This is a genomic window from Klebsiella pasteurii (genome assembly GCF_018139045.1).
In the GTDB taxonomy this organism is placed as follows: Bacteria; Pseudomonadota; Gammaproteobacteria; order Enterobacterales; family Enterobacteriaceae; genus Klebsiella; species Klebsiella grimontii.
Genome location: NZ_CP073236.1, coordinates 5,612,658 through 5,633,486, shown reverse-complemented (window position 1 = coordinate 5,633,486; position 20,829 = coordinate 5,612,658). Strand labels below are relative to the sequence as shown.

The 20,829-nt window shown below is 54.9% G+C and carries 19 protein-coding genes; 13 read left to right on the top strand and 6 right to left on the bottom strand.

The genetic code is table 11. From position 1 onward, the window contains the following. Positions 1 to 23 precede the first annotated feature (23 nt). Together cspE and pagP are read right to left on the bottom strand one after the other, a co-directional pair. Complete coding sequence (gene cspE, locus KCG39_RS26240; RefSeq protein WP_004100146.1) at positions 24 to 233, bottom strand: transcription antiterminator/RNA stability regulator CspE; 210 nt, start codon at positions 231 to 233, stop codon at positions 24 to 26. A 195-nt stretch (positions 234 to 428) separates the two neighbouring features. Continuing rightward, positions 429 to 1,004: a lipid IV(A) palmitoyltransferase PagP gene (gene pagP / locus KCG39_RS26235; RefSeq protein WP_185910489.1), complete on the bottom strand. Its 576-nt coding sequence runs from the start codon at positions 1,002 to 1,004 to the stop codon at positions 429 to 431. Between the two features lie 289 nt (positions 1,005 to 1,293). Here pagP and dcuC point away from each other — a divergent pair, with 289 nt between their 5' ends. The 4 genes from dcuC to uspG all read left to right on the top strand — a co-directional run bounded on the left by dcuC (position 1,294) and on the right by uspG (position 4,747). Further along, complete coding sequence (gene dcuC, locus KCG39_RS26230; protein WP_211811499.1) at positions 1,294 to 2,667, top strand: anaerobic C4-dicarboxylate transporter DcuC; 1,374 nt, start codon at positions 1,294 to 1,296, stop codon at positions 2,665 to 2,667. 92 nt (positions 2,668 to 2,759) lie between these two features. Further along, complete coding sequence (rna, locus tag KCG39_RS26225; RefSeq protein WP_004130406.1) at positions 2,760 to 3,554, top strand: ribonuclease I; 795 nt, start codon at positions 2,760 to 2,762, stop codon at positions 3,552 to 3,554. A gap of 155 nt (positions 3,555 to 3,709) precedes the next feature. Next, complete coding sequence (gene rnk, locus KCG39_RS26220) at positions 3,710 to 4,120, top strand: nucleoside diphosphate kinase regulator (protein WP_004111326.1); 411 nt, start codon at positions 3,710 to 3,712, stop codon at positions 4,118 to 4,120. A 198-nt stretch (positions 4,121 to 4,318) separates the two neighbouring features. Next, positions 4,319 to 4,747 carry a universal stress protein UspG gene (uspG, locus tag KCG39_RS26215; RefSeq protein ID WP_004100140.1) on the top strand — a complete coding sequence of 143 codons (429 nt, stop codon included), beginning with the start codon at positions 4,319 to 4,321 and terminating at the stop codon, positions 4,745 to 4,747. A 76-nt stretch (positions 4,748 to 4,823) separates the two neighbouring features. On the opposite strand, the gene ahpF is transcribed toward uspG, so the two are convergent. Together ahpF and ahpC are read right to left on the bottom strand one after the other, a co-directional pair. Next, positions 4,824 to 6,389 carry an alkyl hydroperoxide reductase subunit F gene (gene ahpF / locus KCG39_RS26210; protein WP_142467806.1) on the bottom strand — a complete coding sequence of 522 codons (1,566 nt, stop codon included), beginning with the start codon at positions 6,387 to 6,389 and terminating at the stop codon, positions 4,824 to 4,826. 241 nt (positions 6,390 to 6,630) lie between these two features. Then, positions 6,631 to 7,194 (bottom strand): alkyl hydroperoxide reductase subunit C, encoded by a 564-nt coding sequence (gene ahpC / locus KCG39_RS26205; RefSeq protein ID WP_004130404.1) that lies wholly within the window; start codon positions 7,192 to 7,194, stop codon positions 6,631 to 6,633. Positions 7,195 to 8,017: 823 nt separating this feature from the next. Between ahpC and citR the strand changes: the two genes are divergently transcribed. The 3 genes from citR (at position 8,018) to KCG39_RS26190 (ending at position 10,871) form a co-directional block, all read left to right on the top strand. Beyond that, positions 8,018 to 8,929 carry a DNA-binding transcriptional repressor CitR gene (gene citR / locus KCG39_RS26200; RefSeq protein ID WP_049112035.1) on the top strand — a complete coding sequence of 304 codons (912 nt, stop codon included), beginning with the start codon at positions 8,018 to 8,020 and terminating at the stop codon, positions 8,927 to 8,929. 104 nt (positions 8,930 to 9,033) lie between these two features. Further along, positions 9,034 to 10,257: a phosphoadenosine phosphosulfate reductase gene (locus KCG39_RS26195; RefSeq protein ID WP_004130400.1), complete on the top strand. Its 1,224-nt coding sequence runs from the start codon at positions 9,034 to 9,036 to the stop codon at positions 10,255 to 10,257. After that, on the top strand, positions 10,242 to 10,871 hold the full coding sequence (locus KCG39_RS26190; protein ID WP_004130398.1) for an IbrB-like domain-containing protein: 630 nt from the start codon (positions 10,242 to 10,244) through the stop codon (positions 10,869 to 10,871). Before KCG39_RS26195 ends, KCG39_RS26190 begins: the two co-directional genes overlap by 16 nt. On the opposite strand, the gene KCG39_RS26185 is transcribed toward KCG39_RS26190, so the two are convergent. After that, on the bottom strand, positions 10,872 to 12,017 hold the full coding sequence (locus tag KCG39_RS26185) for a pyridoxal phosphate-dependent aminotransferase (RefSeq protein WP_176690163.1): 1,146 nt from the start codon (positions 12,015 to 12,017) through the stop codon (positions 10,872 to 10,874). It abuts the gene before it with no gap. 188 nt (positions 12,018 to 12,205) lie between these two features. On the opposite strand from KCG39_RS26185, the gene mtnC reads away from it, so the two are divergent. Both mtnC and KCG39_RS26175 read left to right on the top strand, forming a co-directional pair. After that, a complete protein-coding gene (gene mtnC, locus KCG39_RS26180; RefSeq protein WP_004130394.1) occupies positions 12,206 to 12,895 on the top strand; it encodes an acireductone synthase in 690 nt (229 codons plus the stop codon). Continuing rightward, entirely contained in the window at positions 12,892 to 13,434 is a 543-nt protein-coding gene (locus KCG39_RS26175) for a 1,2-dihydroxy-3-keto-5-methylthiopentene dioxygenase (RefSeq protein WP_004130392.1), read from the top strand. Before mtnC ends, KCG39_RS26175 begins: the two co-directional genes overlap by 4 nt. Positions 13,435 to 13,590: 156 nt before the next feature. Here KCG39_RS26175 and KCG39_RS26170 read toward each other — a convergent pair whose 3' ends face one another. Then, positions 13,591 to 15,900, bottom strand: coding sequence for a molybdopterin-dependent oxidoreductase (locus KCG39_RS26170; RefSeq protein WP_123828343.1), 2,310 nt, complete (start codon positions 15,898 to 15,900; stop codon positions 13,591 to 13,593). 408 nt (positions 15,901 to 16,308) lie between these two features. Here KCG39_RS26170 and KCG39_RS26165 point away from each other — a divergent pair, with 408 nt between their 5' ends. From KCG39_RS26165 to KCG39_RS26150, 4 genes are read left to right on the top strand one after another with little or no spacing between them, the layout of a single operon-like run. Beyond that, on the top strand, positions 16,309 to 17,289 hold the full coding sequence (locus KCG39_RS26165; protein ID WP_087828676.1) for a sugar ABC transporter substrate-binding protein: 981 nt from the start codon (positions 16,309 to 16,311) through the stop codon (positions 17,287 to 17,289). Positions 17,290 to 17,333: 44 nt separating this feature from the next. Further along, entirely contained in the window at positions 17,334 to 18,839 is a 1,506-nt protein-coding gene (locus tag KCG39_RS26160; RefSeq protein ID WP_170100751.1) for a sugar ABC transporter ATP-binding protein, read from the top strand. Beyond that, positions 18,836 to 19,822, top strand: coding sequence for an ABC transporter permease (locus tag KCG39_RS26155; protein WP_139529640.1), 987 nt, complete (start codon positions 18,836 to 18,838; stop codon positions 19,820 to 19,822). The genes KCG39_RS26160 and KCG39_RS26155 overlap by 4 nt, the downstream gene beginning before the upstream one ends. Then, positions 19,822 to 20,823 (top strand): ABC transporter permease, encoded by a 1,002-nt coding sequence (locus tag KCG39_RS26150; protein ID WP_004130382.1) that lies wholly within the window; start codon positions 19,822 to 19,824, stop codon positions 20,821 to 20,823. Before KCG39_RS26155 ends, KCG39_RS26150 begins: the two co-directional genes overlap by 1 nt. The last annotated feature ends 6 nt before the right edge of the window (positions 20,824 to 20,829 follow it).

Genomic DNA, 20,829 nt, shown 5'->3' with positions numbered 1-20,829 from the left:
TTTATATTCTACTGACGCGTTGCTTAGATAGGCATTACGTTTGCAGCAGAAGGGCCTTTGGCACCGTTAGTGATTTCGAACTCTACGCGCTGACCTTCAGCCAGAGTTTTGAAACCGTTGGACTGGATTGCAGAGAAATGTACGAATACATCTTTGCTGCCATCTTCCGGAGTAATGAAACCGAATCCTTTGGACTCATTAAACCACTTAACGTTACCTTTAATCTTAGACATCAAAATTACCTTTATATGAAAAAATCGACACTAATACTGTGTCGGGTATCAGTACACCAATTGTGGTACCTTTTGTCCAGCGCAACTTTGCTAAAAAGTGATAAAAGTCTCTATCTTTTTGTACAGGGTTCACTTTAGTCTTTGTTTTTCCACAAGACAGTCCGCTTATCTCTTTTATGGCTATCAAAATTCGCATCAAAACTGAATGCGCGCCCAGGCAAAGTAAACGTTACCGTTGTTGTAGGTACCGGGTATATAGGTCATCTGGAATGTTGCCGGACCGTAACCGATGGAAGCCAGGGGCAGCATGACCGGAATAGGGATATAGTTCCAGTTATCACGCGCCGTCACGCCAAGCGTGTAGCCCAGACCCAAGTGGAAATTATCGTCCGCCAGCGGACGCCACGTCTTCTCCCAGCCATAGCCGCCGATAGGCTCCCACTTGTTATAAGAGTCTTTAAAGGCCATCAGATAGATGCCATGCCAGTTTCCTTTATCGTCCCAGCGCGAGACCCCGAAGCCGGCGCCCCACGGGCGTTCGTTATACCGGTCCGTTTTCTCTTTATCGTAGGCGAAACGGGCATGCCAGGTCACCGCAGGGATATAAAGATCGTAGTGCTCAGGCTCATTCCACGTCTGCGAGACGTTATCGCTCAGCGTGTTGTAGCCGTCGCGAAGCGTCGAGCTGAACGATGCATTAGCGGAGGTGGATGATAGCAGCAGGCCCAGGCATCCAAGAAAAAATCCAATAAATCGACGTCGCATTAACACTTTCTCTTACCAGTATCATTTTTAAAGCGGAGTAAGATAGCAAAGATAAACTTAATACTACCTTAACGGAATTAGGCAAACTCTTGATTTGCCCGGTACAAAAAATCTGAAATCCCTCTTAGCTAACGTTTAACTATGCCGGCCTTGTACCGTCAGCGAGAGATTCTCATCGATTTATTGATTTGCATCAGCGAGTTTCGCCCGTTTTTTAGGCACATTCGCTCACTTAATTTTTCCTTCGCTTTATTTATCAGCAGATTCTTTGGATTAATGGTTTAGGGGTAAAAGAATGCTTACGCTAGTAGAGATCCTGATTGGGATTGTGGTCATTGTGGGCGTCGCCCGCTACATCATTAAAGGCTATTCAGCCACCGGCGTGCTATTCGTCGGTGGCTTAGTATTACTCATCGCCAGTGCGCTAATGGGGCATAAGATTTTACCAGGCGACGCAAAGAGCACCGGTTACTCCGCCACCGATATTGTTGAATATATCAAGATAATGCTTATGAGCCGCGGCGGCGACCTCGGCATGATGATCATGATGCTCTGCGGGTTCGCGACTTATATGACGCACATCGGCGCCAATGACATGGTGGTGAAGCTGGCGTCAAAACCGCTGCGCTTCATTAACTCACCCTATCTACTGATGATCGCCGCGTATTTCGTTGCCTGCCTGATGTCGCTGGCCGTCTCCTCGGCAACTGGTCTTGGGGTGCTGCTGATGGCGACGCTGTTCCCGGTCATGGTCAACGTTGGCATCAGCCGCGGTGCCGCCGCCGCTATTTGCGCCTCTCCGGCGGCGATTATTCTGTCACCGACCTCCGGTGATGTCGTGCTGGCCGCTAAGGCCGCCGAAATGCCGCTGATTGACTTTGCCTTTAAAACCACGCTGCCCATCTCAATTGTCGCTATCATCAGCATGGCGATCGCTCACTTTTTCTGGCAGCGTTATCTGGATAAAAAAGAAAACGTCGTCCATGAAATGCTCGATGTGAACGAAATAACCACCACCGCTCCCGCTTTCTACGCCATCCTGCCGTTTACGCCGATCGTTGGGGTACTGATTTTCGATGGCAAATGGGGCCCGGAGTTGCATATCATCACCATTCTGGTTCTCTGCATGCTGCTGGCGGCGATTCTGGAATTCTGCCGCGGCTTTAACACCAAAAATGTGTTTAACGGCCTGGAAGCGGCGTATCGCGGCATGGCTGACGCTTTTGCCGGAGTGGTGATGCTGCTGGTCGCCGCCGGCGTCTTTGCTCAGGGGCTGAGTACCATTGGCTTTATTAACGGTCTGATTTCTATTGCCACGTCGTTCGGCTCCGCCAGCATTATTCTGATGCTGGTGCTGGTCATTCTGACCATGCTGGCGGCCATGACCACCGGTTCCGGTAACGCCCCCTTCTATGCTTTCGTTGAGATGATCCCGAAGCTGGCGCACTCTTCCGGTATCAATCCGGCTTATCTTTCGATACCGATGCTGCAGGCGTCTAACCTTGGACGAACCATTTCGCCGGTATCCGGCGTGGTGGTCGCTGTCGCCGGGATGGCAAAAATATCACCGTTCGAGGTGGTAAAACGGACCTCTGTCCCGGTTCTGGTGGGTTTGCTAGTGGTTATTATCGCCACCGAAGTGCTGGTTCCCGGCAGCGCAATCCGCTAACGGTGACCCCCTGTGAAAAGGCGCCTGTTGGCGCCTTTTTTATGCTTTAATAACGCAATGTTATCAATGACCATTTGTCATCAGGAATAAAAATGTTCAGGAAGGATTTCGTCGCCATTGCCCTTTTGCTTAGTGCCGCCCAGGTCAGCGCGGATCCGCTGATCGCCACGCAATACGGTGATTTTGATCGCTACGTGCTGGCTCTCTCCTGGCAAACGGGGTTCTGCCAAAGTATGCAAGACCGAAACCGCGGCGAGCCGGAAGAGTGTCGCCTGCAGCAAGAACGCAGCAATAAAGCCGATTTCCTGACCGTTCACGGCCTGTGGCCGAGTCTGCCAAAATCCATTGCCGCGCGCGGAGTGGACGAGCGCCGCTGGATGCGTTTTGGCTGCGCGACCCGCCCTGTCCCCAATATGCCGGAAGCGAAAGCCGGGCAAAAATGTCGGGCGGCGGAAACCGGTCTATCGCTGGAAATGGCGAATAAACTTAACGGCGTCATGCCGGGTTCGGGCGGCAACTCATGTCTTGAACGTTATGAATACGCCAAGCATGGCGTTTGCTTTGGGTTTGATCCTGACAACTATTTCGGCGCCATGGTGCGCCTGAACGGCGAAATTAAGCAAGGCCCCCTTGGCGCTTTCCTGGCCAAACATTACGGGCAAACCGTTAGCCGGGATGACTTCAACGCCGCGGTCGCTGAGGCCTATGGAAAACAGAACGTTAAGGCGTTCAAGTTAACCTGCAACGGCAACCCCGCCTATCTGACTGAGATGCAAATCTCCATCAAAGCCGCGGCTATCAATGCCCCTTTATCCGCTAACTCATTCTTACCTCAGCCCCATCCGGGGAACTGCGGTAAGCAATTTCTGCTGGATAAAGCCGGCTAGGTTTTATACGACTTAGCTATCGTTCGTTAATGAATGTGCGTTTAATCACTTCAAACCACCAGCAAGTCTCAGTATGATGAGAGGACATTAACCCTTGCCATTTTCGGTGAGGGTTTTCTTTTACGGACAGGTTCCTGGATAACATGGAGTATGAGATGACCAGACCCGCAATCATCATTAATGAACTTGACGCAGAGCGCATCGACAGGCTGCTGGAGCAACCGGCTTTCGCCAACTCGCCGGTCGCGGACGCGCTAAATGACGAGCTTGACCGCGCGCAAATGCTGGCCCCGGAAGCCATGCCGCATGATGTTGTCAGCATGAATAGCCAGGTCAGGTTTCGCGATTTAACAACCGGTGAAGAGCGTATCCGCACCCTGGTTTTCCCGGCCCAGGTAACGGATAGCGCCACTCAGCTATCGGTTATGGCCCCGGTCGGCGCCGCCCTGCTGGGACTAAAAGTCGGCAGCGCGATTCACTGGGAATTACCGGGCGGCACCTCAACGCATCTTGAAGTGCTGGAACTGCTCTATCAGCCGGAAGCCGCTGGCGATTTCCACCGTTAACCCCCTTCCTGCCTGAGGCGTTTACGCTTTATCCAGAGGATGTATCCACATCCTCTTTCTGAACTTTTCACTCTTCACTTCTCATTTGACAAACTTTTACGCCGCACTCCAGCCGTTCTGACAATTTTGCGACCTGAATGGCACAATACTTTCCTATAATGTGTTGATATAAAAGCAGACGAACAAGGAGGAATGCATATGTATAAAACAATCATTATGCCCGTTGATGTCTTTGAAATGGAGTTAAGCGATAAAGCCGTTCGCCATGCCGAGTTTTTAGCCCAGCAGGACGGGGTTATCCATCTTCTCCACGTACTACCCGGTTCTTCAAGCTTCACGATGAGTCGTTTTACCGCCGACCTGCGCCGCTTTGAAGAGCATTTGCAGCATGAAGCAGAAACGCGCCTGAAAACAATGGCTGGACATTTCAGCATTGACCCGTCGCGAATCAAAATGCACGTCCGCTTTGGCAACGTGCGCGATATGGTCAATGAACTGGCCAATGAAATAAAAGCCGATGTGGTCGTGATTGGCTCCCGCAATCCTTCCATCAGCACGCACCTGCTGGGCTCCAACGCCTCAAGCGTGATTCGTCATGCCCATATTCCGGTGATGGTGGTCAGGTAACTCCAGCATGCTAAAAAAAGAGGCTACCCAAGGGTAGCCTCTTTACTATGCAGGTTGAGTCTTACTTTATTATGAATTATGCAGTTTTAGTGCGAATCAGGTAATCGAACGAGCTCAGCGACGCCTTCGCACCTTCGCCGGTGGCGATAATAATCTGTTTATACGGAACGGTCGTGCAGTCGCCAGCAGCGAAAACGCCCTTCACGTTGGTTTCACATTTCGCATCAATGATGATTTCCCCCATGCGGTTGCGTTCAATCGCGCCTTCCAGCCAGTTGGTATTCGGCAGCAGACCTATCTGAACAAAGATCCCCGCCAGCGCCACGTGATGTTCATCGCCGCTCACCCGGTCGCGGTACTGCAGGCCGGTGACTTTGCTGCCGTCGCCCACCACTTCTGTGGTCTGCGCGTTCAGGATAATATCGACGTTTTTCAGGCTGCGGACTTTATCCTGCAAAACCTGATCGGCCTTCATTTCCGGCGCGAACTCCAGCAGAGTGACATGTTCAACAACGCCTGCCAGATCGATTGCCGCTTCCACGCCGGAGTTACCGCCGCCGATCACCGCCACACGCTTGCCCTTAAACAGCGGGCCGTCGCAGTGCGGACAGTAGGTTACGCCCTTGGTACGATACTGATCTTCACCTGGCACGTTCATGTTACGCCATTTCGCGCCGGTAGCAATGATCACGCTACGCGCTTTCAGCACCGCACCGGAGGCGGTTTCAATCTGATTTAGACCGCCTTCAACCGCAGCAGGGATCAGTTTTGAGGCACTCTGGGAATCGATAACATCAACATCGTATTCGCTAACGTGCGCTTTTAATGCGCCAGCCAGTTTCTGGCCTTCCGTTTTAGGTACCGAGATATAGTTTTCGATATCCACGGTATCCAGCACCTGGCCGCCAAAACGCTCACCCATCAGGCCGGTACGAATGCCTTTGCGCGCGGAGTAAACGGCTGCAGCTGCGCCGGAAGGGCCGGAGCCGACGATTAAGACATCGTAGGCTTCACGTTTATTCAGCTCTTCCGCCGCACGTTTTTCCGCGCCGGTATCCACTTTAGCCACGATTTCAGTCAGCGTCATGCGGCCCTGACCAAATTCCTTACCGTTCATAAATACTGCCGGTACGCCCATCACGTTGCGTTCGGTGATTTCATTTTGATACGTTCCGCCGTCAATCGCCGTGTGCTTGATACGCGGGTTCAGTACCGCCATCAGGTTCAGCGCCTGAACCACATCCGGGCAGTTATGACATGAAAGCGAATAGTAGGTTTCGAATTCAAAATCGCCGTCGATATTGCGGATTTGCTCAAGCAGGGACTGGGCTTCTTTTGACGGATGGCCGCCGGTCCACAGCAGAGCAAGAACTAAAGAGGTGAATTCATGTCCCAGCGGAGAACCGGCAAAGCGCGGCCCCTGGCTGGAGCCGGGGTTGGTAATCAGGAATGACGGCTTGCGCACCGCCAGGCCGTTATCTTCTTTAAAGGTGACTTTATCTGACAGTTCAGCAATTTCAGCCAGCAGTTCCCTGATTTCTGCCGATTTAGCGCCGTCATCCAGCGTGGCAATCAGCTCAACAGGTTTAGTCAGCTTCTCAAGATAGGCCTTGAGCTGGGTTTTCATGTTGGTGTCGAGCATTTTTATCTCCTGGGCTTAAAACATCATCATGCAAGCGGCCTCGTCCAGGCAGCCTGAATACGCTTGCATCATGGTGTTGGAATGAAATGGGCGCCGGTGCGCCCATGACTGAAGTCATTTCCAAAGTATTTCGCGTCAGAGCAAGGCGGCTAGCCTGAGAATCCCCGAGAGCTTACTGAAGTAAGCGACCGGGGTGAGCAGGCGACGCCAACGCAGCTATGGCGTGAAAGACGACGGAAATTTAGATTTTGCCGACCAGGTCCAGGGATGGAGCCAGAGTCGCTTCGCCTTCTTTCCACTTAGCCGGGCAAACTTCGCCTGGGTGAGAAGCTACGTACTGAGCTGCTTTGATTTTGCGCAGCAGGTCAGACGCGTCACGGCCGATACCTTCAGCGGTAACTTCGATAGCCTGGATAACACCCTGCGGGTCAACAACGAAGGTTGCACGATCTGCCAGACCTTCATCTTCACGCATGTTGTCGAAGTTACGGGTCAGGGCGCCAGTCGGGTCGCCGATCATCGCGTATTTGATTTTGGCGATGGTTTCAGAGCTGCTGTGCCACGCTTTGTGGGTGAAGTGGGTATCGGTAGAGACGGAGTACACATCTACGCCCAGCTTCTGCAATTCTTCGTAATGGTCTGCGACGTCGCCCAGTTCAGTCGGGCAAACGAAAGTGAAGTCAGCCGGGTAGAAGAAGAAGACGCTCCAGCGGCCTTCAGTATCTTTCTCGGTTACTTCGATGAATTCACCGTTTTTGAACGCCTGGTTTTTGAAAGGTTTGATTTTGGTATTAATTAAGGACATCTATACTTCCTCCGTGTTTTCGTTGAGGTCTAAGTTAACGAATTTTTCCTGACTCGACCAATGCGTTTGCATTATCGAATCAATAAGCGTTATCTAACAACCGAAACAAGACAACTTTGTGAACCTGTCAACGCGATGGCAAACCGCTACCGCGTTTCGCATTATATGCGCTGAAAAGTAAAAAGGCCGCCCTCGCAGGCGGCCCCGTTACCTGAAACACCCGCAGGTAGGTTCAGCGCCAGTAGCTGGCAATGTGTTGCGCTCTACACCTTAATGTAACAGCTCAGCGATTACATCACCCGCTGAACGAAAGGGCAATCCACGCGGCGTCAGGTCTTACCTATGGCTGTAATAGGTTTTACCACAGCCATGACTTTTACCTTTGATTTTGCTGGGCTTCACTCTATCCCCCCCTGTTCATGCGGATCTGAATCCCCGGCTTCTACGATCGGGCCTTTTCCACCCAGCACAAACGAAGCGTCTTAATGCCCCTCACCGGTTGATAAGCTATCCCGGTGCCAACGTCATATCAGCAATTGACCTTATGAATAACGAAAGAAGGATTCAACACGCAATGAGGCTGCGGATAAAGAAAAACTACAGATTATGAAGGAGGCAAAGCCAGACTTCATAAACGTCCTTCCGTCTCTGGCGTTGCAGTAAACAAAAGGATCTGGCGGAATGCGCGACGGTGGTATATATTTAGATAAACTTAACGACGACACGAGCATTAAATAATTAAGAACGAACATTCACCAAACAAATATAATGAAAACATATTATAATCTATTTTTCTTACTGCCAGCTTAACAGGACGTTGAAAATGGCTAACCTTTACGATCTCAAGAAATTCGATCTGAATCTACTCGTTATTTTTGAATGCATTTACCAGCATTTAAGTATCAGCAAAGCGGCGGAAACGCTATTTATTACGCCCTCTGCCGTCAGTCAGTCACTTCAGCGTCTCCGTACCCAGCTAAATGACCCACTATTCGTTCGTTCAGGTAAAGGGATAACGCCGACTACGGTAGGTGTTAATCTGCATCATCATCTCGAAAAAAACCTGAATCAATTAGAACAAACTATCTATCTGACCAACCGTTCTGAATTAAAGAAACGTCTTGTGGTTTATGCCCCGCAGCTTTTTATTACCCCTAAAACAACTAATTTGATTCATATGCTATTAAATGATTCAAACCTGCACGTTGAGCATCACGATCTGCTGGCATCAGGAGAGTCGGTAGAAAGCTTGCTATCCTACCGTAAAGCCGACCTGATATTCAGCACTCTGCCACTAATATCGCGAGCTACCGTCTGTAAGCGCATCCAGGAGATGGACATTTCGCTGGTGTGTAATGAAAACCATCCCAGGCTGGCATCGCTGACCACGACAAAAGCCATACTGCAGGAACGCTTTACCTATTATCTGTCTAACGATCAGGGAACTAAATCCTTTCAAAACCAGGCTGCAGGCATTCTTGCTGATAGAAAAATCGCTTTCAGTAGCGATTCATACACCGCCATCCTTAATATTATTCAACAGACTGATTTAATCGGTTTTGTACCGACGTGCATTCTGGAATATATAAGTTTCCAGAATAAATTTAAAGTTATCAACGTGCCATTTAAGATCCCCTCCGTCAGTATTTACATGATCTATAATCGGGTAAACCTTGATGACCCCAAGTTTGCAAGATTCATCGACAATTTCGAAAACAATAATATCGGTGAATAATTAAAATAATTTTCATTAAATTAATGAATAATAACTAATCTCTTGATTACGAAAAGAATATGATATAAGTACACAGTATCTTTCGCATTAAAGGAATAATGGCTGTGTCTTTTATAAAACTTCCATTACCAGAGTCCGTTCTGCAGGCCAGTCAGCAGAGAATAGAATGGGTAATGGATAACTTCTCTCGCATTTGCGTCTCTTTTTCTGGCGGTAAAGATTCAACGACCATGCTGCACCTCACTGCGCAGCATGCCCGCCATACAGGCAAAAAGATTTGCGTCCTGTTTGTTGATTGGGAAGCGCAGTTTTCCTGCACCATTGCGCATTGCGAAAGGATGCGCGAAGAGTATCGTGACGTTATTGAGCAATTTTTCTGGGTGGCGCTGCCCCTCACCACGCAAAACTCGCTGACCCAATACAACCCCGAATGGCAGTGCTGGGAACCCGGCGCGCGCTGGGTGCGTCAACCACCGAAGGACGCGATTACCGATCCGGGTTATTTCCCATTTTATCAATCGGGTATGAGCTTTGAAACGTTCGTCCGCGAATTTGCCGATTGGTTTTCGCAAAACCGTCCCGCGGCGGTTATGGTCGGCATCCGTGCCGATGAATCGCTTAATCGGTTTATCGCCATCTCCTCGCAGCGTAAGCTTCGCTTTGCCGACGATAAGCCCTGGACCACCTCAGCGCCGGGCGGTCACGCATGGTACATCTATCCTATCTACGACTGGAAAACCGCCGATATCTGGACCTGGTTTGGTAAAAGCGGCCTGTCCTATAACCCACTCTATAACCTGATGTATCAGGCGGGCGTTCCGCTGCGTTATATGCGCATTTGCGAACCCTTTGGCCCGGAACAGCGCCAGGGACTGTGGCTCTACCATGTGCTGGAACCTGAACGCTGGGCCGCCATGTGCCAGCGCGTCAGCGGCGTCCACTGCGGCGGGGTCTACGCCGGTCACGATAATCAGTTCTACGGTCATCGAAAGCTGGATAAGCCGGAACAGCACACGTGGAAAAGCTATGCCCTGTTCTTGCTCGATAGCATGCCGGAGAAAACGGCGGAACACTATCGCAATAAAATCGCCGTTTATCTGCACTGGTATCAGAAGCAGGGAATGGCGGATATACCGGATACACAACCGGCGGACATTGGTTCCAAAGATATCCCCTCATGGCGGCGCATCTGCAAAGTTCTCCTGAATAATGATTACTGGTGCCGCCAGCTTTCTTTTAGTCCGACCAAATCTCATCAATATAAACGCTATCGCGAGCGTATGAATAAAAAGCGCCAGCAATGGGGAATACTATGCAACGACAATTAATCCAGGCTATTGAACGCTATCTGCAATCGCTGGAAGATGAAGAGGAAAAGATTACTGCGCTTAACGCCTTTCGCCAGACTCTGCATGAATATAGTCCTTTCAAATCACAACCGGTTGATTGCGTGCTGTGGGTCAAACAGGAAAACGTTTTGCCTAATGATTACAACCCAAATAACCTTGCGCCGCCTGAAAAGCGCCTGTTATTCACCTCGCTGGAAACGGATGGCTTCACGCAACCCGTTGTGGTGCTGAAACAGGAGCAGGAGCGCTACGCCATTATCGATGGTTTTCATCGTCATGAACTGGCCAGCGGCAAAGCGACATTGAAAAAACGGCTGAAAGGCTACCTGCCCATCGCCTGCCTGGAAAGCAACGGCGCTAAGCGTGATTCTCTAATGGCCGCGACCATTCGCCACAACCGGGCGCGCGGGCGGCATCAGATTCATGCGATGTCGGAAATTGTCCAGGAATTGGCGCATCTCGGCTGGTCCGATACTAAAATCGGCAAAGAGTTAGGTATGGATTCAGACGAAGTATTGCGCCTGAAGCAAATCAACGGTCTGGTAGAGATGTTCGGCGACCGTCAATTTTCTCAGGCGTGGACCGTTAAATAATTACAGACGACACAGTCGTTCCGCCGCAGCCAGCAGCGTTGCTGGCTGTTTGGCGAAGCACAAGCGTATCAGCTTATGCGGGAACGGATCGGCGCAGAACACCGACAGAGGGATCGCCGCGACGCCGATTTCGGTGGTTAACCAGCGGCAGAAGCTGACATCATCCAGATCCGAGACGGCGCTATAGTCCGCCAGCAGGAAATAAGTCCCTTCGCAGGGCAAAATTTCCAGGCGACTGGAACGCAACGCATCAATAAACAGATCCCGCCGCTCGCGGTAAAACGCCGGAAGCTGCCGGTAATGCTCCGGTTCGCGACGCAGCATATCGGCAATCGCCAGCTGGGCGGGCGTATTGACGGCAAAAGTCAGATACTGATGCACTTTACGCAGCTCCGCGCTAATGGCGGCAGGCGCTACACAGTAGCCGACCTTCCAGCCGGTCATATGAAAGGTTTTGCCAAATGAAGAAACCGCTACCGCCCGTTCGCGCAGCTGCGGATGCGCCAGCACGCTGGCATGCCCTTCAGCAGCAAAGCAGATATGTTCATAAACTTCATCGCTAAGCACGTAGATTTCACGATCGGCGATCGCCTGCCATAGCGCGGCAAAATCTTCCCGCAGCCACACCGTTGCTGACGGGTTGTGCGGCGTATTGAGTATAACCAGTCGAGTTTTGTCGCTGAGGCTCGCGGCGAACTGCCGCCAGTCAACGCGAAAATGCGGCGGCTGGAGGGCAATTCGCTTCAGCACGCCGCCCGACAGCTCAATCGCCGGGGCATAGCTATCGTAGCTTGGGTCAAAGCAGATAACCTCGTCGCCGGCGCGCACCAGGGCGGTAATCGCCGCATACAGCGCTTCCGTCGCTCCGGCGGTCACGGTCACGTCGCTGTTGGCATCGGGACGGTAGCCGTACAGCTCTTCGGTTTTATCGACGATGGCTTCGCGCAGCGCGGCTACGCCGGTCATCGGCGCATACTGATTGGCTCCCTGCGCAACATGATACGCCAGTCGCTCCTGCAAATAGCGTGGGCCGTCGAAATCCGGAAACCCCTGCGACAGGTTTATCGCCTGATGCTGCTGGGCCAGGGCGCTCATTTGGCTAAAAATGGTCGTGCCCAGTGAGGGGAGTTTACTCTCAGGAATCAGTGGCTTATTGCTCATTCTTTTTGTACCGTTTGTGATGCTGTTGTTGAAGCCACTATAACACGATGTTAATATTTGGCAATCAAGACGCTTAGACGTCTAAATGATAACGTTATTTCGCTTATGATTGAAAAACAGCTATCAGCACAACGCCACCGTCAGCACGACCTACCGCTCACTCTGGAGAACTCATGATCCGCGCTATCGTGACCGATATTGAAGGCACCACCAGCGACATTCGCTTCGTCCACAACGTTCTGTTCCCGTACGCCCGCGAACGCCTGGCCGGTTTCGTTACCGCTCAGCAGTTTGTCGAGCCGGTGAAGACCATTCTCGATAACCTGCGCGAAGAGATCGCCCAGCCGGCGGCTGGCGCCGAAGAACTGATTGCGACCCTCTTCGCCTTTATGGATGAAGACCGCAAATCGACTGCCCTCAAGGCGCTGCAGGGCATTATCTGGCGCGATGGCTACGTTCATGGCGACTTTACCGGCCACCTGTATCCGGATGTTCTGCCGGCGTTGGAAAAATGGAGGTCACAGGGTATTGATTTATATGTATATTCCTCAGGCTCCGTTGCAGCGCAGAAATTGTTATTTGGCTACAGCGATGAAGGTGATATTACTCATCTGTTCAACGGCTATTTCGATACCCTGGTAGGCGCCAAGCGTGAAGCGCAGTCCTACCGCAACATTGCTGAGCAGCTGGGACAGCCTCCTGCCGCCATCCTGTTCCTTTCCGATATTCATCAGGAGCTGGATGCCGCGGAAGAGGCCGGTTTCCGCACCCTACAGCTGGTGCGCGGCGACCGCGACCCGGCCAGCCACCATCCGCAGGTTCAGCGTTTTGACGATATTCATCCGGAGCAGATCCCAGCATGAGCGCATTAACCATTTTTTCCGTGAAAGACCCGCAAAACTCGCTCTGGCACAGCACTGACGCCGAAGAGATCCAGCAGCAGCTCAATGCCAAAGGCGTCCGTTTCGAGCGCTGGCAGGCCGACCGTGATTTAGGCGCGGCGCCAACCGCAGAAACGGTCATTGCCGCCTATCAGCATGCGATTGATAAGCTAGTGGCAGAGAAAGGCTATCAGAGCTGGGACGTGATCAGCCTGCGCGCGGATAATCCGCAAAAAGAGGCGCTGCGGGAAAAGTTTCTCAATGAGCATACCCACGGGGAAGACGAAGTGCGCTTCTTCGTCGAGGGCGCCGGGCTGTTTTGCCTGCATATTGGCGATGAGGTGTTCCAGGTTCTGTGTGAGAAGAATGACCTGATTTCGGTTCCCGCTCACACGCCGCACTGGTTTGATATGGGCTCTGAGCCCAACTTCACCGCCATCCGCATCTTCGACAACCCGGAAGGCTGGATAGCCCAGTTTACCGGCGACGATATCGCCAGCGCCTACCCACGGCTGGCGTAATGCCGCGATTCAAGGGGTGAGCAGGCTTATCATCGCTCTCAAGGCGCTTTCCCGGAGGCGGCGCGTAACGCGCCTGTCCAGGCTACTCGACCCGCAGACGGCGATGATCCTGTAGGCCGGGCAAGGCGCCTGCCGCCGCCCGGCGATTCCCTGCGCCTAAGCGCTAATAAACCTCGGCGGATCGAAAGCGGTCACCGGCGGCAGCGCCTCGCGCCATGGCTCAATTTCCACCCAGCAGCTCTGAGCGCTACAGCCCTGCCCCAGTCGCGAACTGCCGCGATCCTCGGTGAGCACGTTGGGATTACCGTGCTTATCCAGCGACCCCTTTTCATTCGGATCCAACGGATCGTACCAGGCGCCGGTCGACATCTGCACCACCCCCGGCAAAATCTGCTCACTCAGGTGCACGCCGGCGAGAATCGCGCCACGGGCGTTATAAACCTTGACCACGCTGCCTTCGCGAATATCCCGCGCCTGCGCATCCTGAGGGTGCATCCACAGCGGCTCTCGCCCCTCAATTTTCGTCGCCCGGCTCACGCTGCCGTGATCGTACTGGCTATGCAGACGGGTGCGCGGCTGGCTGGAGAGCAGGTGCAGCGGCCAGCGCGCCGCCTCCTGCCGCTGCCGCTCCGCCTCCTGCTCATCCCACCACGGGTGGCCTGGGCACTCGCGATAACCAAAACCGGCGATGGTTTCTGAAAAAAGCTCAATCTTGCCGGACGGCGTGGCGAGAGGATAGCGTTGCGGGTCGGCGCGAAAATCCGCCAAAAAGACCTGCGGTTTCTCCGGCGCGCTATACTCCAGCACTCCCTGCTGCCAGAACGCGTCAAACGACGGCAACGCGATCCCTTCTTCCTGCGCGCGCGGCCGCGACGCTTCGTAGATTTGCCGCAGCCACTGCCCGGCATCGCGCCCCTCGCTAAAACGCTCAGCGAACCCCAGCCGTTCGGCGAGATCGCAGAAGATGGCGTAATCATCGCGCGCTTCGCCCACCGGCGGGATCTGCGCGCTCATGGCGATCATAAAGCCGTCGTGGCCTCCGCTGCCGATATCTTCCCGCTCCAGCGAAGTGGTGGCCGGCAAAACGATATCGGAAAATTTGGCCTGCGCGGTCCAGAACTGCTCGTGTACGACTACCGTTTCCGGCCTCCGCCAGGCTTCGCACAGGCGGTTAAGATCCTGATGATGATGAAACGCGTTGCCGCCCGCCCAGTAGACAAGGCGAATATCGGGATAGCGCAGATGCTGGCCGTCAAACTCGTACGCTTCACCCGGATGCAGCAGCATATCGGAGAGACGCGCCACTGGAATCACGCTGTTCACGGCGTTATCCCCGGCAGGAAGACGCGGTCCGGAAAAGGCTTTCCGCGCCGCTCCTGCCAGATTGGTACAGGCGTAGCCAAATCCTAACCCGCCGCCCGGCGTACCGATTTGCCCCAGCAGCGCGGTAAGCGCCACCGTCGCCCAGTAGGCCTGTTCGCCCTGGCGCGCCCGCTGAATCGACCACGAGATATTGACCATCGTGCGCAGGCTCGCCATCTCGCGCGCCAGCGCGACAATCCGCTGCGCCTCAAGACCGGTTATCGCCGCCGCCCACTCCGGCGTTTTCGCGATGCCATCGCGCTCCCCCATCAGGTAGGCGCGATAAGGCGCAAAGCCCACGGTATGGCTGGCGACAAAAGCGCTGTCGTAAAGGGATTCATTAATCAGCACGTAGCACAGCGCCAGCAGCAGCGCGGTGTCGGTCCCCGGACGAACCGCAAACCACTCTGCGCTCTCCACGGCGCTCAGATCGTTGCGTACCGGGCTGATATTGATAAAGCGCGTCCCCTGCGCCTGCATCTTTTCCAGCCAGTATTTCAGCATATGGTCGTTGGCGCCGCCGCCGTTGACCTGCGCATTACGCAGCGGCAGGCCGCCGAAGGCGACGAACAGCTGACACTCGCGCGCCAGCTCAGAAAAGTGGGTATGCTGGCGGTGCAGCGGGCTCAGCGGACCGAGAATATGCGGCAGGATGCGCTCACCCGCCGCGCTGCTGTAGGTATTGGTGCTGGCGGTATAGCCGCCGAAGCACTTAAGGAAGCGATGCAGCTGGCTTTGCGCGTGATGGAAACGCCCGGCGCTGGCCCAGCCGTAGGAACCGCCGAAAATCGCTTCATTGCCGCAACGCGCTTTGACCGAATTCAGTTCGCGCGCCAGCAGATCGAGCGCCACCTCCCAGCTCACCTCCACGAACGGCTCTTTACCTCGCCCCTCGCGGGAAGCCGGACCATTTTGCAGATAGCCGGCGCGCACCGCCGGACGGCGAATGCGCGTCTTGCTGGTGACCGCATCCGGGAGCGACTGTCCGATAGGTGAGGGATTTTTATCCCACGGCACCGGCGTCACCGCCTCAATGTTGCCGTCACGTGCCTGTACCTGCCAGGTTCCCCAGTGCATTACGGTCAGATTATGTTGTTTTCTCATGTGGTTTTTTCTCACCTGCTAACGGCCGCTATAATAAATCGCAGGAATAATAAATTTAAAAGCCCTGTCGCCATACAATCTACTGCCTTAAAAGCGTTTACCAATTAAAATGGCTTAAGATTATTGCGTAATACGATATATTTAAGATATGCATTAATACTAATTAAGCAGCAATATTGTTTTGATTAAATAAGAGTTGCAAGCAAATTAAGCCCACAAAATAAAAAGGGATTAAACTGCATCATGAAATATTTTCAGGTTGCAGATGACAAATTCACGTTTTCCTCAGGCAAATCTGCGATATAACATTGTTGATATAACTTAGACATATTTTGTATTTGAGGTTGTGTAGTTGTTATTGTCATGCTACGGCTCCGCAGCCACCTCCATTACAGGACCATAATAAGAATGTCGCAGAAAATGAAATTATTGCCCATCGCGCTGGGCATGCTCTCGCTTGCCTCCGTTAACGCTCTGGCGGCGGAGACGCTATCGCTTCAGGGAAAAACCATCGGCGTCGCCGTGGTCGGCACACAGCACTTCTGGGATCGTGAAGCCTATAAGGGTGCGACCGAAGAGGTAGAGAAACTGGGTGGTAAGGTGATCGGCGTCGACGGCGGCCGCGATAATCAGGTTCATGCGAATAACCACGATATTTTACTGTCGCGTAAGGTTGATGCGGTAATTAGCATTCTGGGCGACAGCGCCGTTGAGCCTAAATTCAAAGCGCTGCGCGATGCCGGCATTCCGGTATTTACCGTAGACCACGTTTCGAAATATTCGGTCAATAACACCACCTCCGATAACTACACGCTGGGATCGACCATTGGTCGTTATATGGCCGATGAGCTGGGTGGCAAAGGCAACGTCGCGGTATTTAACGCGTTCTCCAGCTCCCTGCGTATTTGCGGCATTCGTTACGACCAGTGGAAATATGTCCTTAAAGATTACCCGGATATTCATATTATTCAGCCGGAGCTGGCCGAACAGTTTGCCAACTCCCCGGAAGACGCGCGGAAGAAAACCCTCGAACTGCTGAGCCAGTACCCGAAAGGTAAGCTCGACGCAATTCACGTGGCCTGCTGGGATCAGCCGGCAATCGGTATTGTCCAGGCGCTGGAAGAGACCGGACGCGATAAAGACGTGAAAGTCACCGCCATCGACGCCGGCCCGGAAACGCTGGAGATCATGGCCGAACCGGGCAGCCCGTTCGTCGCCAACGTCGCCCAGCAGCCGCACCTGATTGGCCAGACCTCTGCCGATAACGTCGCGCGCTACTTCGACAAACAGAAGCTGCCCCTGCAAACCTTTATTCCGGTGGTCCCGGTGAAAGGTCCGCAAGAGGCGAAAGCGGTCTACAAACAGCTAGGATATGGCGAACTGCAGTGATCACTCAATCCTCCGGCGGGGCGACCCCCGCCGCTGGCCTGGCGATGAACCAGATCAGCAAAAGCTTTGCCAACGTGACTGCATTAAATGCGGTCACGCTGCTTCTGAACCCCGGTGAAATTCACGGCCTGATCGGCGAGAACGGCGCAGGAAAATCGACGCTGATAAAAATCCTCGCTGGCGTCTATCGGGCCGATAGCGGCAACGCCACGCTCGACGGCGAGCCGCTGCCGCTCGGCAATCCCGCGGCGATTGAAGCGCTGGGCATCCGCGTTATTCACCAGGAGCTCAACCTGATCCCGCACTTTACCGTGGCGGAATCGGTATTCCTCGGCCAGGAGTATCGCACCCGCTGGGGGGCGCTGGACCGGCGGCGGATGAACGCCGCGACCGAGGCGTTTTTCCGCGACAGCTGGCAGCTGGACATCAATCCCCGCCGCCTGATCCGCGACCTCAGCCTCGCCGAGCGCAAACTGGTGCAAATCGCCAGGGCGCTGATCGACGGCGCGGCAAAGCTGGTGGTCTTCGATGAGCCCACCGCGCCGCTGGAGGCGCAAGAGGCCAGCCTGGTCTCCTCAGCGATTCTGCGCCTTCGCGAGCAGGGGATCGCGATCCTCTATATTTCCCACTATCTCAACGAAATCGCCGCCCTTTGCGATCGCGGCACGGTGCTGCGTAACGGCGAGGTCGTCGGCTATCCAGACCGGGAGCTCCTGCAGAATACCGACGCGCTGATTAAAATGATGGTCGGTCGCGACATTGAACAGCTCTATACCCCTCGCCAGAGCAGCGCTCATCAGGTCGATGCCGCCGCGCCGGTGCTGTCGGTTCGCCATCTCAGCGACGGTCAGCAGTTGCACGATATTAGCTTTGATATTCAGCCGGGAGAGATCGTCGGCATCGCCGGGCTGCTGGGCGCCGGGCGCGACGTGCTGGTCGATCTGCTTTACGGGCTGCGCCGCCCCCGCAGCGGCACGATTAGCATCGACGGCCAGGCGAAGCGGCTGCGGACGCCGTATCAGGCTACCCGCGCCGGGCTAGCCCTTGTGCCGCGCGACCGTCGCCATCAGGGGCTGATTCTCCCCTTCTCCACCGCCGACAATATCAATCTGGCCTCGCTACCGGAGACCGCCACTTTCGGCTGGGAACATCGCGGCAAAGCGCTGGATAAAGCGCGCGGCTGGATCGAACAGCTCGCCATCCGCCCCGGCCGTCCGGAACTGCCGGTGCGTTTTATGAGCGGCGGCAACCAGCAAAAGGCGATTCTCGCCCGCTGGCTGGGCACCGATGCGCGGCTTTTCATCCTCGATGAACCCACCCTCGGGGTGGATATCGGCGCGCGCAGCGATATCTATCAGCGTACCCGCGAGCTGGCGGATCGCGGTCGCGGCGTACTGGTCTCATCCAGCGACGCGCCGGAGCTGCTGGGCCTTTGCGACCGCATCCTGGTGATGTGGCGCGGCGAGCTAGTGGCTAATCTCCCGACCCGCGGGCTGACGCTGGACGCGCTGCTGGTGACGATTAACGGTGGACAGGAACAACAGGTATGAATGCAGGTATCCAGCGCCGCCCCCTTCCGGGCATCACGACGCTTATCGAAAAATTTCCCCTGATTCTCTTTTTTGCGCTGCTGGTCTGGCTCAGCCTGCAGTCGCCTTTCTTTTTAAGCTGGCAAAATATCAGCATGATGCTGGTGCAGAGCGTGCCTCTGGCGATCCTCTGCTTCGGCCTGGTCTGCGTGATTGCCGTCGGCGGCGATGATGTGGTCTCCGGCGGCATCGACCTGTCGCTGCCCGCCATCGCGGTGCTCGGCGTCGCGCTGCTCAGCCTCGGCATGGCCGAGTGGAACACCCCGTACCTGGCGCTGTTTATACTGCTGATTGCCGTGAGCCTGGCCTGCGGCGCGGTCAACGCTACGCTGGTGCTGGCGGCGGGTCTGCCGCCGCTGCTGGCGACCCTGTCAACCTCGGTGGCCTTCACCGGACTGACCGACCTGCTGACCGGCCAGCGGCGCATCGCGGTAAACGACCCGCTGATGGTGGCTTTTCGCGATAACGATCTGTTCGGCATTCCCTTGCCGCTTATCTATCTGCTGGCGGTCTTCGCGCTGTTTCAGTTTTTGCTCCACCACTCCCGCTTCGGCCAGCATTTACAGGCGGTGGGCGGTAACCGCGATATGGCGCAGATGAGCGGGCTCAACGTTCGTCGTTTGACCATTATCGTCTGGCTGCTGGCAGGCATTGCCGCTGGCCTGGCGATTTTGCCGCTGCTTAGCCAGGGCTCCGGCAGCAGCAGCGGCACGGCGACGCCGCTGCTGCTGGAAACCGTCCTCGCTACTTTTATCGGCGCGGCGTTTTCGCGGCGTCGGGTGGTCACCATCTGGGGGGCGCTGCTCGGCGCGGTACTGGTCAACGCGCTCTCAAACGGGCTCGGCCTGCTGGGGGTGAATATTTTCTGGATGGGCGCGATCAAAGGCGGCCTGATCCTCGTGGTGCTGGCGGCGTCGGCGGTCAGACATAAAGGAGGCAACTGATGAGCCAGATGACGCTCAAGACCCCATCAACGAGTCAAACCGGCAGCACCCCGCTGGCGTGGCTTTCTCGGGCGGGATTCGGCGGCATTACCCTGCTGGCGATTGCCCTGTTCGGCTGGGCGAACCCGGTATTTCTGACCTTCGATAACTGGGCCAATCTGCTGCAGGGCAGCGCGATTTTGCTGATCGTGGCGATGGCGATGACCCTTATCGTTAGCGCCGGGGCGATTGACCTCTCCGTCGGCGTCGCGCTTGATTTCGGCGCTGCCTTTGCGCTGGTGGCGCTCAAAACCTGGCACCTGCCGTGGCAGGCAGCGGTGGGCTGCGCGCTGCTCGGCGGGGTGATTATCGGCCTGCTGAACGCCTTCCTGATCCTTGTCTGCCAGATTCGTCCGTTCCTCGCCACCCTCGGCACCTGGTTTATCGCCAGCAGCGCCGAACGCATCTATACCGACGGCGGCGGCTCTATCTCCTACCGCCGGATGGCGCCGGAGTATCACGATCTGGCGGTCGGCAATATCGCCGGTATTCCAACGCCGGTGGTGATTGTGCTGGCGCTGTGGCTGGCGGCCTGGCTGATTACCGAACGTACGCTGTTCGGCAAATACGTGCGCGCTATTGGTCAGAACAGCGAAGCGGCGCGGATCGCCGGGATCCGCGACCGCCGGACCATGCTGTGGGTGCTGGTGTCGGCCTCCGCGCTGTGCGCCGTCGGCGGCGTCATTCTCTCCGCCAACCTGCGTCAGTTTACGCCGCTGGCCGGTCAGGCCTACCTGATGGACGCCATCGCCGCGGTCTTTATCGGCACCGCCTTCAACCGGCTGGGTCGGGTCAGCATCGCCGGCACCCTCGGCGGCGTGCTGTTCCTCGCGATTATAGATAACGGCCTGAACCTGATGGGGCTGAACTACCTGGTGAAAGACGCGCTGGTTGGCGTGATTCTGGTGGTCGCGCTGGCCCTCTCCTTCTGGCAGGCGCGTCTGCGCCAGACCCATCGTTAAGCGGAG